The 14,254-nt window shown below is 60.4% G+C and carries 17 protein-coding genes; 10 read left to right on the top strand and 7 right to left on the bottom strand.

Annotated features, from left to right (window positions below; genetic code table 11):
- Window positions 1-157 precede the first annotated feature (157 nt).
- The 6 genes from benA (at window position 158) to AC1DVH_RS11285 (ending at window position 5,037) form a co-directional block, all read left to right on the top strand.
- Complete coding sequence (gene benA, locus AC1DVH_RS11310) at window positions 158-1,522, top strand: benzoate 1,2-dioxygenase large subunit (RefSeq protein ID WP_477753868.1); 1,365 nt, start codon at window positions 158-160, stop codon at window positions 1,520-1,522.
- Window positions 1,519-2,007, top strand: a complete 489-nt coding sequence (gene benB, locus AC1DVH_RS11305) for a benzoate 1,2-dioxygenase small subunit (RefSeq protein WP_477753867.1) — start codon at window positions 1,519-1,521, stop codon at window positions 2,005-2,007. Before benA ends, benB begins: the two co-directional genes overlap by 4 nt.
- A gap of 10 nt (window positions 2,008-2,017) precedes the next feature.
- Window positions 2,018-3,031: a benzoate 1,2-dioxygenase electron transfer component BenC gene (benC, locus tag AC1DVH_RS11300; RefSeq protein ID WP_477753866.1), complete on the top strand. Its 1,014-nt coding sequence runs from the start codon at window positions 2,018-2,020 to the stop codon at window positions 3,029-3,031.
- A 170-nt stretch (window positions 3,032-3,201) separates the two neighbouring features.
- The gene (locus AC1DVH_RS11295) at window positions 3,202-3,975 is read left to right on the top strand and encodes a 1,6-dihydroxycyclohexa-2,4-diene-1-carboxylate dehydrogenase (protein WP_477753865.1); all 774 of its coding nucleotides are present in this window, start codon (window positions 3,202-3,204) and stop codon (window positions 3,973-3,975) included.
- 45 nt (window positions 3,976-4,020) lie between these two features.
- On the top strand, window positions 4,021-4,719 hold the full coding sequence (locus AC1DVH_RS11290) for an alpha/beta hydrolase (RefSeq protein WP_477753864.1): 699 nt from the start codon (window positions 4,021-4,023) through the stop codon (window positions 4,717-4,719).
- Between the two features lie 117 nt (window positions 4,720-4,836).
- Entirely contained in the window at window positions 4,837-5,037 is a 201-nt protein-coding gene (locus tag AC1DVH_RS11285) for a DUF2188 domain-containing protein (protein WP_477753863.1), read from the top strand.
- A 151-nt stretch (window positions 5,038-5,188) separates the two neighbouring features.
- On the opposite strand, the gene osmE is transcribed toward AC1DVH_RS11285, so the two are convergent.
- Together osmE and AC1DVH_RS11275 are read right to left on the bottom strand one after the other, a co-directional pair.
- Entirely contained in the window at window positions 5,189-5,539 is a 351-nt protein-coding gene (gene osmE / locus AC1DVH_RS11280) for an osmotically-inducible lipoprotein OsmE (RefSeq protein WP_477753862.1), read from the bottom strand.
- A 13-nt stretch (window positions 5,540-5,552) separates the two neighbouring features.
- Window positions 5,553-5,792 (bottom strand): hypothetical protein, encoded by a 240-nt coding sequence (locus tag AC1DVH_RS11275; RefSeq protein ID WP_477753861.1) that lies wholly within the window; start codon window positions 5,790-5,792, stop codon window positions 5,553-5,555.
- Window positions 5,793-6,060: 268 nt separating this feature from the next.
- Here AC1DVH_RS11275 and AC1DVH_RS11270 point away from each other — a divergent pair, with 268 nt between their 5' ends.
- From AC1DVH_RS11270 to AC1DVH_RS11255, 4 genes are all read left to right on the top strand, one after another.
- Complete coding sequence (locus AC1DVH_RS11270) at window positions 6,061-6,396, top strand: hypothetical protein (RefSeq protein WP_477753860.1); 336 nt, start codon at window positions 6,061-6,063, stop codon at window positions 6,394-6,396.
- Between the two features lie 161 nt (window positions 6,397-6,557).
- Window positions 6,558-7,847 (top strand): NAD(P)/FAD-dependent oxidoreductase, encoded by a 1,290-nt coding sequence (locus AC1DVH_RS11265; protein WP_477753859.1) that lies wholly within the window; start codon window positions 6,558-6,560, stop codon window positions 7,845-7,847.
- 25 nt (window positions 7,848-7,872) lie between these two features.
- Window positions 7,873-8,427: a helix-turn-helix domain-containing protein gene (locus AC1DVH_RS11260; protein ID WP_477753858.1), complete on the top strand. Its 555-nt coding sequence runs from the start codon at window positions 7,873-7,875 to the stop codon at window positions 8,425-8,427.
- A 20-nt stretch (window positions 8,428-8,447) separates the two neighbouring features.
- On the top strand, window positions 8,448-9,794 hold the full coding sequence (locus AC1DVH_RS11255; RefSeq protein WP_477753857.1) for a glutamine synthetase family protein: 1,347 nt from the start codon (window positions 8,448-8,450) through the stop codon (window positions 9,792-9,794).
- Window positions 9,795-9,977: 183 nt separating this feature from the next.
- Here AC1DVH_RS11255 and AC1DVH_RS11250 read toward each other — a convergent pair whose 3' ends face one another.
- The 5 genes from AC1DVH_RS11250 to AC1DVH_RS11230 form a co-directional block, all read right to left on the bottom strand.
- Window positions 9,978-11,342, bottom strand: a complete 1,365-nt coding sequence (locus AC1DVH_RS11250) for a purine-cytosine permease family protein (protein WP_477753856.1) — start codon at window positions 11,340-11,342, stop codon at window positions 9,978-9,980.
- Window positions 11,343-11,347: 5 nt separating this feature from the next.
- On the bottom strand, window positions 11,348-12,025 hold the full coding sequence (locus tag AC1DVH_RS11245) for a cysteine hydrolase family protein (RefSeq protein WP_477753855.1): 678 nt from the start codon (window positions 12,023-12,025) through the stop codon (window positions 11,348-11,350).
- 91 nt (window positions 12,026-12,116) lie between these two features.
- Window positions 12,117-12,266 (bottom strand): hypothetical protein, encoded by a 150-nt coding sequence (locus AC1DVH_RS11240; RefSeq protein ID WP_477753882.1) that lies wholly within the window; start codon window positions 12,264-12,266, stop codon window positions 12,117-12,119.
- Window positions 12,267-12,411: 145 nt separating this feature from the next.
- Window positions 12,412-13,455: an LLM class flavin-dependent oxidoreductase gene (locus AC1DVH_RS11235; protein ID WP_007982502.1), complete on the bottom strand. Its 1,044-nt coding sequence runs from the start codon at window positions 13,453-13,455 to the stop codon at window positions 12,412-12,414.
- 99 nt (window positions 13,456-13,554) lie between these two features.
- Window positions 13,555-14,040 carry a flavin reductase family protein gene (locus AC1DVH_RS11230; protein WP_477753854.1) on the bottom strand — a complete coding sequence of 162 codons (486 nt, stop codon included), beginning with the start codon at window positions 14,038-14,040 and terminating at the stop codon, window positions 13,555-13,557.
- Window positions 14,041-14,254 lie beyond the last annotated feature (214 nt).

Genomic DNA, 14,254 nt, shown 5'->3' with positions numbered 1-14,254 from the left:
TTCCGACGATGGGGTCGGCACATTCACCATTGATGGCGCCTGACACACCACCAGTGACTGCACAAAACGGATAAAGGTCTGCACCCCGCGGATACTCCAGCCTGACCCCCCGTCCTAGCATGGCCCTGCCTGAACAATAACAATGGAGGCGGCGGCCATGACCCTGCGACCTGAATATTTGCATTCCCTGCTTGAAGACGATCCCGAGCAGGGCCTCTATCGCTGCAAGCGCGAGATGTTCACCGACCCCCGGTTGTTCGACCTGGAGATGGAACACATCTTCGAAGGCAACTGGCTGTACCTGGCCCACGAAAGCCAGATCCCCAACATCAACGATTTCTACACCACCACCATGGGGCGCCAGTCGATCTTCATCGCGCGCAACAAGGACGGTGTGCTCAATGCCTTCATCAACGCCTGCAGCCATCGCGGCGCGACCCTGTGCCGGCACAAGTCCGGCAACAAGAGCTCCTACACCTGCCCGTTCCACGGCTGGACCTTCAACAACTCCGGCAAGCTGCTCAAGGTCAAGGACCCGGCCAACGCCGGTTACCCGGCGAGCTTCAACTGCGAAGGCTCCCACGACCTGACCAAGGTTGCGCGTTTCGAGTCCTATCGTGGCTTCCTGTTCGGCAGCCTGAAAGCCGACGTTTTGCCACTGGTTGAACACCTGGGCGAGTCGGCGAAGATYATCGACATGATCGTCGACCAGTCGCCTGATGGCCTGGAAGTGCTGCGGGGTTCTTCGAGCTACATCTACGAAGGCAACTGGAAACTCACCGCCGAAAACGGCGCCGACGGCTACCACGTCAGCTCCGTGCACTGGAACTACGCGGCCACCCAGAACCAGCGCAAGCAGCGCGAGGCCGGCGACAGCAATCCGACCATGAGCGCCGGCAGCTGGGCCAAGCAGGGTGGTGGTTTCTATTCCTTCGACAAGGGCCACATGCTGCTCTGGACCCGCTGGGCCAACCCGGAAGACCGTCCGCTGTACGAGCGTCGCGACGAACTGGCGCAAGACTTCGGCAAGGCCCGCGCCGACTGGATGATCGAGAATTCGCGCAATCTGTGCCTGTACCCCAACGTGTACCTGATGGACCAGTTCAGCTCGCAGGTCCGCATCGCCCGGCCGATCTCGGTCAATCGCACGGAAATCACCATCTACTGCATCGCCCCGAAAGGCGAGAGCGACCACGCCCGTTCCRGCCGCATTCGCCAGTACGAGGATTTCTTCAACGTCAGTGGCATGGCCACGCCGGACGACCTGGAGGAATTCCGTTCCTGCCAGACCAGCTATCAGGGCAGCGTCACCACCTGGAACGACATGTCCCGTGGTGCCGAGCACTGGATCGAAGGCGCTGACGAGGCCGCCAAAGAGATCGACCTGCACCCGCTGCTCAGCGGCGTACGCACCGAAGACGAAGGCCTGTTCGTGCTGCAACACAAATACTGGCAGCAGACCATGCTCAAGGCCCTGGCGGCCGAGCAGTCGAAGCTGATCGCCGTGGAGGACGTGCAATGACCATCACCTACGACAGCGTGCGCGATTTCCTCTACCGCGAAGCGCGCTACCTCGACGACCGGCAGTGGGACGAATGGCTTGAAATGTACGCCCCCGACGCGACGTACTGGATGCCGTCCTGGGACGACAACGACGAATTGACCGAGGACCCGCAGCGGGAAATCTCGCTGATCTGGTACGGCAACCGCACGGGCCTTGAAGACCGCATCTTTCGCATCAAGACCGAGCGCTCCAGCGCCAGCGTGCCGGACACCCGCACCTCCCACAACATCAGCAACATCGAGCTGCTCGAACAGGCCGACGGACTGTGCAAGGTGCGCTTCAACTGGCACACCCTGAGTTTTCGCTACAAGACCGTCGACAGCTATTTCGGCAGCAGTTTCTACACCCTCGATGTGCGCGGTGAAAACCCGTTGATCAAGGCCAAGAAAGTGATCCTGAAGAACGACTACGTTCGTCAGGTCATCRATGTTTACCACCTGTGAGGCGGCCGTCATGACCCATTCCATTGCATTCAACTTTGAAGACGGCGTCACCCGATTCATCGACGCCAATGCCGGCGAAACGGTGGCCGATGCCGCGTACCGCCAAGGCATCAATATTCCGCTGGACTGCCGCGACGGCGCTTGCGGCACCTGCAAGTGTTTTGCCGAAGCCGGCACCTACGACTTGGGTGAGGAGTACATCGAAGACGCCCTCAGCCCTGAAGAGGCCGAGCAGGGTTTTGTCCTGACCTGCCAGATGCGCGCCCAAAGCGATTGCGTGGTGCGCGTACCGACCTCCTCGCAGGTTTGCCGCACCCGTCAGGCCTGCTACGACGCGACCATCAGCGCCGTGCGCCAGTTGTCCGACAGCACCATCGCGCTGTCGATCAAGGGCGAGGCCTTGAGCAAGCTGGCGTTCCTGCCGGGGCAATATGTGAACCTGGGGATCCCCGGCAGCGAGCAGACCCGTGCCTATTCGTTCAGCTCGTTGCAGCGCGACGGCGAGGTCAGCTTCCTGATCCGCAACGTGCCCGGTGGCTTGATGAGCAGTTTCCTGACCGGCATGGCCAAGGCCGGTGACAGCATGAGCCTGGCAGGTCCCTTGGGCAGCTTTTACCTGCGCGACATCCGTCGGCCGCTGTTGCTGTTGGCCGGTGGCACCGGGCTGGCCCCGTTCACCGCGATGCTGGAGAAGATCGCCGAGCAGGGCAGCGATCATCCGCTGCATCTGATCTACGGCGTGACCCACGATTTCGACCTGGTGGAAGTCGACCGCCTCGAAGCCTTCGCCGCGCGCATCCCCAACTTCACCTTCAGCGCTTGCGTCGCCAGCCCCGAGAGTCAGCACCCGCTCAAGGGCTACGTGACCCAGCACATCGAGCCAAAGCATTTGAACGATGGCGACGTCGACGTTTACCTGTGCGGCCCGCCGCCGATGGTCGAGGCCGTCAGCCAGTTCATCCGCGAACAAGGCATCGCACCGGCCAACTTCTACTACGAAAAGTTTGCTGCCAGCGCGGCTTGAGTCGTGCACGAACTCCCGGTGTTGGCAAAGACCCAATGTGGGAGCGAGCTTGCTCGCGATAGCGTCCTGCCAGGCAACATCAATGCTGAATGTTCCGGCCCCATCGCGAGCAAGCTCGCTCCCACAGGCCTTGTTTCGTCCGGGGTGCCAATTTTCGTCATGAGGTACACATGAACAGATTTCAAGAAAAAGTCGCACTGATCACCGGCGCTGCCCAAGGCATCGGGCGACGGGTGGCCGAGCGTATGGCCGCCGAAGGGGCGAAGCTGATCCTGGTGGATCGCTCCGACCTGGTATTCGAAGTGCAGCAACAACTGGCTGCGACCACCCAGGTATTAGCCCTGACCGCCGACCTTGAACAATACGAGGAATGCTGTCGGGTGATGCAAACCGCCGTCGAGCGCTTCGATCGCCTCGACGTGCTGGTCAATAACGTCGGCGGGACGATCTGGGCCAAGCCGTTCGAGCACTATGAAGCCTCGCAGATCGAGGCCGAGGTTCGCCGTTCGCTGTTCCCGACCTTGTGGTGTTGCCATGCCGCGCTGCCGTTCATGCTGGAGCAGGGCAGCGGGGCGATCGTCAACGTATCCTCCATCGCCACCCGCAGCCTCAACCGCGTGCCCTATGGCGCGGCAAAAGGCGGGGTGAATGCATTGACCGCTTGTCTGGCATTCGAAACCGCCGGTCGTGGCGTGCGGGTCAACGCCACTGCACCTGGCGGCACCGAAGCACCGCCGCGACGCATACCCCGCAACGGTGCCGAGCAGAGCGAGCAGGAAAAGCTCTGGTACCAGCAGATCGTCGACCAGACCCTCGACAGCAGTTTGATGAAACGCTACGGCACCCTGGATGAGCAGGCGGGGGCTATTCTGTTTCTGGCCAGCGACGAAGCGTCCTATATCACCGGCATGGTCATGCCCGTGGGCGGCGGCGATCAGGGCTGAGGCGAGCGACAGACAACCCCATCCGCAAACAACGGAGTCATGGTGATGAGTGACAAACCCACGATCGTGCTGGTCCATGGTTTTTGGGGCGGCGCTGCCCACTGGAACAAGGTCATCGTCAAATTGCTCAGCCGGGGTGACACGAACATTCGTGCCGTCGAGTTACCGCTGACTTCGCTGGCCGAGGATGCCGAGCGTACGCGCAAGATGGTCGCCCAGGTGCCGGGGCCGGTGCTGCTGGTGGGGCATTCCTATGGCGGTGCGGTGATCACTGAAGCGGGTGATTTGCCGAATGTGGTGGGCCTGGTGTATATCGCCGCATTTGCGCCGGACGCTGGTGAAAGCCCCGGTGGCATTACCCAACGGCATCTGCCAGCGGCGGCGGCCAACCTGGCGCCCGATAGCGACGGTTACCTGTGGGTCAAGCCAGAGCTCTATCACGAAAGCTTCTGTCAGGACCTGCCGGCGACCGAAGGGTTGGTCATGGGCCTCACCCAGAAAGCGCCGCTGGCGAGTACCTTCGGTGACACTATTGGCACGGTGGCCTGGAAGAAAAAACCATCGTGGTATCAGATTTCGACCGGGGACCGGATGATCGCTCCACAAAACCAGCAATGGATGGCTGAGCGGCTGAACGCCCGGGAGATTCTGACCTTGACTGCCAGCCATGCGTCCCTGGCGTCGATGCCCGCCGAAGTGGCGGCCTTGATCGACAGGGCAGCGACGGCGTTGGCCAAGGGTTAGGGTCCAAGTGCAACCGGATTCGGGAATCTTCATGGCGATGTCTGGTCGGTATTTTGGAGAAGGGTGGGTGTAAGGTAAGCAAGTCAACCTGATATCACTGCCCAGGAGGAGGTGACTATGAGCGTTCCGATGCTGAACAAAATGCACATGAATGGCTATGAGGTACTCAGAGTGAGCAACGGCCCCTGGCGGGTATGTACCCAGGGTGACCGACTGGCTTCATTTGACAGTCGGGAAGAAGCACTGGCGTTTGCCGCGTCGCTGCCCGGCTACAGGGCTCGTGCTGGCAGGCCTGCGCGTAGCCATCAAGCAAAGTGAAGTCCAGCCCGAGGCCCCGGTTCTCCGGTAATCTCTTGTAGGAGCGAGCTTGCTCGCGATGAACCTGAGTGCATCGCGGGGTGTCAGGCTTACATCGTCTTCGTTGACGACCATCGCGAGCAAGCTCGCTCCTACAAAGTCCTTAAGGGCGCTAGTAGCCGCCGCCTCCGCTGGGGCGGGAGGGTTCTCGGGCCTTTTGTTGCATGTGGCTCCATTCCGCGCACGTCATAAAGCTTTTGTGGTCGACCATGCCCCGGCCGTCAAAGCTGACATTGTAAGTTTGTTGATGGCCGGACTGAGTCAGTTTGTAGTCAAAGCACGTACCGGGTTCGACGGTACGATCAGTGACCGCCAAGGGCTGGCCGCCGATTTGCCGGACTTGCTCCTGGCTCATGCCGGTGTCGACTTTCGCAACCAGCGGCTGCTCCTGGTAGATCGAGTTGGTGCTGCAGCCTGCCAACGCGGTCAGTGCGACGACCAGCGTGAATAGAGGCCTGTTCATGGCAGCGCTCCCGCTATTGAGCCTTGTTGCGGCTAATGACCTTGGCTTTCACTTCCTCGGCATAGCCGGACAGTTTTGCTTCATCACCCTGAAACAAAGCACACAGTTTCTGAACGGCTTGTGCGTCGACGTCGTTCCCGAGCAGGCGCAATTGCTGCTCGATGCGCAACAGCTCCACAGCCGACCAGCGCAAATCTGACGCAAGCCCTTGCAGATCACGCCGAAGTTCCTGTTCCGATTCGTTAAGCCACATGACGACCTCCTGAACTCTTCACTCCGGAATTTTAGACCTGTTTACCGGGCCGGATGTTGTGTTCGTCTGAATCAGCGGGGTTTCCTTTGGTCGGGAATTGAAAGTGAACGAGAAAATACGCTGTCCTGCCCAAGAAAGATGGATGGCTTATCCGAACGCAAGGAACTAAACGAGGGAAGCGATATCAATGACTGTCGCTGAATCGTTGGGGCTGGATGTAAGGACGACGGCAAGCTACATTTTCTTTTTTCGAATTTGAGGAAGCAGCATGCGGATGTTGATGGGGGGAGTCGCTCTGGCATTGCTGGCCGGGTGTTCGTTGCCGGCGTCGCTGGTACCGGGCKAGCCGAATGTCAGCAAGCACAGCACGAAGGCGCCAAAAGAGTATGCGGCGTGCGTTTTGCCGGCCTGGCAAAAGGAAGTAGCGAATACCACCCAGGTTTCGATATCCAACGGATACCGCATCACCGCGCCCAGCGTGATCACGGCTGACGAAGTGCTGGATATCGTGAAGTACAAGGACGGCAGCCGGATATCGCTGTATCAGGGGCCACCTTGGGCCAAGTCCGGCGACCTGCGCAAAATCGTGCGTGATTGCTTGTAAGCGCGAGAGAGTGAAAATCGGTCGCCGACCGTTTTTCGCCGAATCGAGAAAAAACCGGATGTCTGGTGTGCATCCGGTTTTTTTTGCGCGCCATTTGCCTGCGTGAAATTTACCGTGTATTTTTTCATGAAATTATAAATAGAAAATTTCATGAGGCTTGCATGTTTCAGCAGTCCGACCAACACGTTGCCAGCTATTACGCCCACACCTGCGCCGATCGTCTGGTCAATCGAGCCGCACTGGAGGGTGAGCAAGACACCGAAGTGCTGATCATCGGGGCCGGTTTCAGTGGTTTGCACACGGCTTTGCGCCTGGCGCTGGCCGGCAAGCGCGTGACCTTGCTCAAAGCCAGCCGGGTGGCCTGGGCCGCTTCGGGGCGCAATGGCGGGCAGGCGATTCTCGGTTGGTCGTGCGACATGCCACCGTTGGAAGCGGCGCTGGGTTACGAACGGGCGCGGCGACTGTGGGACGGCATGCGTTGGGCCGCACGCGAGTTGCGTGATTTGCCCGGCCGCCATGGGTTCGATTGCGACTACCGCGCCGGCCATCTCTGGACTTCGGTGATGCCGCGTCGGGTCGGACTGCTGACGGAGTGGCAACACGAGGCCAGCCACAAGTGGGGCCACGACAAACTGCAATTGATCGAGCGCAGCGATTTGCCGCAGTGGGTTGCCAGCGAGCGTTATCAGGCCGGCCTGTTCGATCCCGAAGGCGGGCATTTGAACCCGCTGAAACTGGCCCTCGGCCTTGCCGATGCAATCGAGCGCGCCGGTGGCCGCATCCACGAGCAAAGCAAGGCGCTGAGCTATGGCGAGGAGGGCGACGGGTTTGTGGTGACCACCGAGCGCGGTCGTATTCGTGCCAATGTGCTGGTGCTGGCGTGCAACGCCTACCTCGACCGGCTCGACCCGCAACTGGCGAGTTGCGTGTTGCCGGTCGGGACCTATCAGGTCGCGACTGCGCCGCTCACCAAGGACCAGGCCACGGCGCTGCTGCCGAGCAATGTATGCGTGACCGACAACCAGTTCGTGCTCGATTATTTCCGCCGCACCCCGGACAACCGCCTGCTGTTCGGCGGTGGTTGCACTTACCTGGGCGGGATGCCGAAGGACATCGCCGCGGCGACCCGGCCGTTCCTGGAGCGCGTGTTCCCGCAACTCACCGGCGTCGATCTGGAGTTTGCCTGGGGCGGACACATTGATCTGACCCTCAAACGCACGCCGGATATCGGACGGCGCGGCGATCTTTACTGGATGCAGGGGTATTCCGGGCATGGCGTGTTGCCGACACTGGCCGCGGCGCGGGCGGTGTCCGACGCGATCCTCGGTCAGCCCGACGAGTTGTCCCTGTACCAGGGCCTGAACAACGGCAGTTTTCCCGGCGGCAAATACCTGGCCGCGCCGCTGGAAGCCATCGGCAAGGCCTGGTATCGACTGCGCGACAGCATTTGAAGCGACACTTTCTGGAAGCCTCAAGATGGACATGCAAGAAGAAATCTCGGCGCTGGCGATCCTGATCCAGGACCTGCGCAAACACAAAAAGTACACCCTGAAGGAACTGGCGGACAAAATCGGTCGCTCCGTGGGTTTTCTGTCCCAGGTCGAGCGCGGCCTGTCGCGCCCGACGGTAGCGGACTTGACCGCCATCAGCGAAACCCTCGGCGTGCCGACCACCTATTTCTACAGCCTGCCCAAACCCATGGCCTTGTCCTGGGTCACCCGCCCGGACGAGCGCCGCACGCTGTACTACGCCGACGGCATCACCGACATCCTCGTTTCGCCAAAAATGCGCGCGTCCTTTTCGATGCTCGAAAGCCAGCTCGAACCCGGCGCCAGCAGCGGTGACCGACACATGAAGGACAGCTCGGAGCAGGGCGGTTACGTCCTGGAAGGGCAGTTGACCCTATGGCTCGGCGACAACGAACCGGTGACCCTGCATCCCGGCGACAGCTTTCAACTGGCCAGCCATGCGCACTGCCGCTACGGCAACCGGTCCGACCAACTGACCCGCGTGCTTTGGGTTTACACCTGATAACGACAAGGAACAAATCGATGGATGCTGTGTGCTCTGATCTGCTGGCCGAGGTTCGCAACTTCCGCCACTGCAACCCCGAAGTGCGTTACGTCGACCTGATCTCCCTGGATATTCCAGGGCATTTCTACGGCAAGCGCTACCCGATCGAGATGCTGGAAAAAGTCGCTGCCGGCAGTGCACTGAAGCTGCCGCAAAACTGCGTGCTGCTCGGCACCCAGGGCGGGCTGTTCAAGATCGGTGATTACTGCTTCAACGATGGTGACCCGGACGCGCTGCGCCGTTTGGTGCCCGGCACGCTGAAGCTGGTGAGCTGGGAAAAACAGCCCTTGGGCCAGATGCTGATCACCTCCGACGGCACGGAAAAACCCATCGAATTCGAACCCCGTGAAGTGCTGGCGCAGGTGCTGCAACGGCTCAAGCGCAAGGGCATTCATCCGGTGGTGGCCTTCGAGCTGGAGTTTTACCTGTTCGACAGTCACCTGAAGGACGGCTTGCCGCAGTTCCCCCGTGATGCGTTGACCGGTGATGCCGACGATCAGCCGAACATGCACATCGAACGCTTGTCGCGCTTCGCCCCGGTACTCGATGAAATGGTCGAGACCGCGCGAGCCCAAGGCATCGATGCCACGGTGATTACCGCCGAACTCGGCCCGGGGCAGTTCGAAATCAACTTCGGCCATTGCGATGACGGCCTGCGTGCCGCCGACTGGGCCGCCCTGTTCTGCCGCAGTACCCGGGGCGTGGCGCTCAAGCACAACTACCGCGCCAGCTTCATGGCCAAACCCTACCTGCAGCACCCCGGCAGCGGCATGCACGTGCATGTCAGCCTGTATGACCAGGCCGGCAACAACCTGCTGGCGGCGAACGGCCAGCGGGCGCTGCGCCATGCGGTGGCCGGATGCCTGGAGGTGTTGCCGCACTGCATGCCGATCTTTGCTCCGAACCACAACGCCATGCGCCGCTTGAGCGCCACGGTGAACGTCGCGTCCCGCGCCAGTTGGGGCTTCGAGGATCGCGATGCCTGCTTGCGCATTCCGGAGTCGGACATCAAGAACCTGCGCATTGAACATCGCCTGGCGGGCGCCGATGCCAACCCCTATCTGGCGTTGGCGGCGATTCTGGTGGGGTTGGAGCAAGGCCTGGAAGGGGAGCGCGAGCCGATTGCACCGCTCAACGAAGACCGCAGCAGTGGCATCGATTTTCCGTTGGAAATGCTCGAAGCGGTGCAGGCCATGCAAAGTCATTCAGTGCTGCGCGAAGGCTTGGGGGCGGAGTTCGTGGACGTCTACTGCGAAAACAAGCGTCAGGATCATCTGGCATTTCTGCATGACATCAGCGCGCGGGAGTATCGCTGGTTCCTGTAGTTGCCCTTTGAAAACATGTGGATATTGAAGGGGTTAGAACGTTTAGTAACTGGATGGTGAATAAAAATATCTTGTTACAGGCCGAAATATTCCGTAATATCCGCGCCGCGTTCACCACCACGGTTTATGCATTTTTAAATCCCGGGCGTCCATCAGCTGCCTGGGATTTTTTTTGCCTGAAAATCAGTCGGCTGCTGACTCCATCATCGGCGCTCGCTTGCCGAGCTTCATCAGCCAGTAATAACTCAACGCCGGCACTACCAACCCGACGATCCACGTCAGATCCACCCCGTCCAGCGCCGTGGYCACCGGGCCGACGTACAGCGTGGTGTTCATGAACGGAATTTCCAGGGCAATCGCCAGCAGGAAACTGCCGCAGGCGATCCGGTTGACCCGTCCGTAGATCCCGTTCAGGTCAAAGATGTCGTCAATCCGGTACTGGCCTTTGCGCAGGCAGTAGTAGTCCACCAGATTGATCGCCGTCCACGGGATCAGGAAGTAGCTCATGAAGAAGATGAAGTTGAGGAAGAAGTTGATGAAGTCGTCCTGACTGATGGTGCACAGGGCCGTGGCCACCAGGCTGATCAGCAGCATGAACACACCGCGTACTCGCGGGGTCACCTTGAGCCGGGCGAAAGGTTCGATCACGGTGATGGTCGACATGAACGCGCCGTACAGGTTGAACACGTTGATCGACACCTGGCCGTAGACGATGAAGGCGAACAGCAGCACCGCGCCAGCGCCGAACAGACCGGCGACATGCCCGCCGACGTTACTGGAGAAATCGCCGATACCGACACTCAGGATCGCCCCGAGAATCATCATCCACGCGCCACCGCTGACCGTGCCGGCATAGCTGTACCAGAATACCTGGGCGGTCGGCGTGCTGCTTGGCAGGTAGCGCGAGTAGTCGGCGACGTAAGGCGCGTAGGACAGTTGCCAGGTCACGGCGATGCTCACCGCGACCAGGAACTTCGACAACGAGAAGCCCGTTGGCAGCCATTGTTCGGCCGGGATCGGCAACTGCAAGGCGAGCACCGTGGCCGCCACGAACACCACCAGCGACAGAATCGACAGCAGCTTCTGCAAGCGGTGAATCAACCGATAGCCATAGAGCGCGACGACGAAGCACAACGCGCCGATCAGGTAGATATTGCCGGACATCGGCAGCGGGCTGACGGACTCCAGTGCCTGGGCCGCGAGCAAGGTGTTGCTGACGAAGAAGCCCAAGTAGATCAGCATCACGAACAGCAGCGGCAACACCGCCCCCAACACGCCGAATTGCGCCCGGCTCTGGATCATTTGCGGAATGCCCAGCTTCGGTCCCTGGGCCGAGTGGGAGGCCATGAAAATCGCCCCCAGCAACGAGCCGATGATGATCGCCAACGCACTCCAGAACAGGTTGAGCCCCATCACCACCGGCAACACGCCGGAGGCGATGGTGGTGATGTTCATGTTGGCGCCGAACCAGATATAGAACAGCGAACCCGGCTTGCCGTGGCGTTCGGTCTCGGGGATGAAATCGATGCTTCTTTTTTCAACTTGCATGGCGATCACTCCTGAGTCCGGACGAGACGGGATTGCAGACGGGCGATGGTGCTTTGCAGCTCATGGGGCTGGTGGGCAAACAGGTCCGGACGCTCGGGGATCAGGCTGATGTAATCGCGGTGTTCCAGGTCGCGCTGGCACTCGGTCGTGGTGAGGATTTCCAGTGCGTAGACCCAGTTGGCCATGATCAGCAGGGCCGAGTAATGCCCGGCCTCGGTGGTCGTGGTGCAGGCATCGCTGACCAGGCGCACGCGATAACCCAGGGCGAAGGCATCGAACACGCTGGTGAGCACGCAGACGTCGGTCAGCACGCCGCAGACGATCAGCGTGTCGACCTCCATTGCCTTGAGTCGGGCGTCGAGGTCGGTGCGGTGAAAGGCACTGTAACGGCCCTTGTCGATGATCAATTCACCGGGCTGCGGCGTCAGCGACTCGATGATTTCCACTTGCCGGGTGCCGGCGCGGTAACTGCCGGGGCCACCGTCGGCGGCCAGAGGTTCGCCTCGGGGCAGGTCACTGCCGTCGGCCTGATTGACGTGGCGGGTATAGATGACAGGCATCCGCTGACGGCGGACGGTATCGAGCAGGGCGGCGGTATGGGCGACCACCCTGTCGAAGTTTTCCAGGACGAAGCCGTCCTCCTGCTGCATGTCGATGATCAACAGCGCGTTGTTATTGTTCATTGGGCAAACCTGATCAAAGGCGAAACACGATGCACCGCACGCGCCATGCAATGGCGAGACGCGGGGTGCGTGATTGGCTGTTCGGGTGGGCTCAGTGAACTATTTGCCAGAAGCCGTTCTGCTTGGCCGAAACGCTGGCGCGCAGGCGCTTGAAATGCAGGTGCGAAGCGGTCCATTCACCGCGCAGGTAAGCCCGCGCGGCGCCGGAGGGAAGGGCGAGTGGTGGGAGACGACCAGTCATCATTGGAATCGACCCCTGTAGGAGCGAGCTTGCTCGCGAAAAACTCTGGACAACGCGGTCATTCAGATGGCGCGCGTTATCGTTAGCGTCCATCGCGAGCAGGCTCGCTCCCACAGTTGAGGTGTGCTGCAGCAGGACGGCGCAATCAGCGGAACGCTGGCACCACATGCTTGATGAACAGTTCCAGGGATTTTTTCTTTTCCGCGTGGGGCAGGCTGTTATCGCACCAGAAGCTGAATTCGTCGACCCCCAGTTCCTGGTAGTACTTGATGCGCGGAATGATTTCTTCCGGGGTGCCGATCATGGCGGTCTTGTGCAGGCTTTCCAGCTCGAACTCAGGGCGACCGGCGAATTTCTCTTCCGGGCTCGGCGCGAGGAAACCGTTGACCGGGGTGGTCTTGTTGCCGAACCAGGCATCAAAGGTGCGGTAGAACTTCGAGATCGCCTTGGCCCCGACTTCCCAGCCCTGTGGATCGTCAGCGGTGTGCACGTGGGTGTGACGCAGCACCATCAATTGCGGGCGCGGCACGCCAGGATTGTTGTCCAGCGCGGCCTGGAATTTGTTCTTCAGGTCGAGGACTTCTTCGTCGCCTTTCATCAGCGGCGTGACCATGACGTTGCAGCCGTTGGCCACGGCGAAGTTGTGCGAGTCCGGGTCGCGGGCGGCGATCCACATCGGCGGGTTCGGCTGCTGGATCGGCTTGGGCACGCTGGTGGAGGTCGGGAACTTCCAGATGTCGCCGTCGTGGGCGTAGTCGCCGTTCCACAGTGCGCGCACCACCGGAACCATTTCCCGCAGCGCCTGGCCACCGGAGGATGCCGGCATGCCGCCGGCCATGCGGTCGAACTCGATCTGGTAGGCACCACGGGCCAGACCGACTTCCATGCGCCCGTTGCTGATCACGTCGAGCAACGCGCATTCACCGGCCACCCGCAGCGGATGCCAGAACGGCGCGATGATGGTGCCGGCACCGAGGTGAATGGTGGTGGTCTTGCCCGCCAGATAAGCCAGCAACGGCATCGGGCTTGGCGAGATGGTGTATTCCATGGAGTGGTGTTCGCCGATCCATACGGTGCTGAAACCACCGGCCTCGGCCATCAGCGTCAGCTCGGTCAGGTCTTCGAACAACTGGCGGTGGCTGACGCTTTCGTCCCAACGTTCCATGTGTACGAACAGGGAAAACTTCATGACGCTTACCTCGGATCTATTGTTATTGGCCCGTCGGCGCAGGGCATTGATGATTGTTGGTATACCATAATACTGGATAGCTGCAGCCGAAATGTCAAATCAGGCCAGAACGGGCAGGGCGCCCATCTTGCCGTGGCAATACACAAGTGGCCCGCTGCTCTGTTGGGGCACGATCAGGTTCTTCACCGCGCCGACCATGATCGCGTGATCACCGCCTTCATATTCGCGCCACAACTCACATTCGATGACCGCCGTGGCGTTGGCCAGAATCGGGTTGCCCAGTTCGCTCAACGTCCACTCGATCCCCTGGGCCTTGTCCTTGCCTTTGCGCGCGAAAGCATAGGCTTCGTTTTGCTGGCCGCCGGAAAGCACGTGGATGGCAAATCGTTTGTTCTTGATCAGGACCGGGTAGGAATCGGAACTGTAGTTGGGGCAGAACAGCACCAGGGCCGGGTCCATCGACAGCGAGCTGAAGGCGCTGGCGGTCAGGCCGACGATTTGCCCGTCGTCATCCAGGGTGGTGATCACGGTCACTCCGGACGGGAACGAACCCATGACTTGTTTGTAGATGGCGGCATCGATCATTGGACGGTCCTCGGGTGGTGTGACGCGTTTTTTATGTGCTTGTAGGTCTGATGGTATACCGTAATACATCTATTGCAAGGTCTTTTTAGGTGAACCGATAAACGTAAGGCTTTCGTCGGAAACCCAATGATTACGGGGCTTTCGGCTAGCCAGTGCTGGCGTGATTCGGGCAGGATGCCGGCTCAGATGCTTGTTCAAAGACCGGATCAGTCTT

This window comes from Pseudomonas sp. P4_C3 (assembly GCF_056402075.1).
Note: the sequence above shows the minus strand (reverse complement) of the source record. Positions and strands in the feature narration are given on the sequence as shown.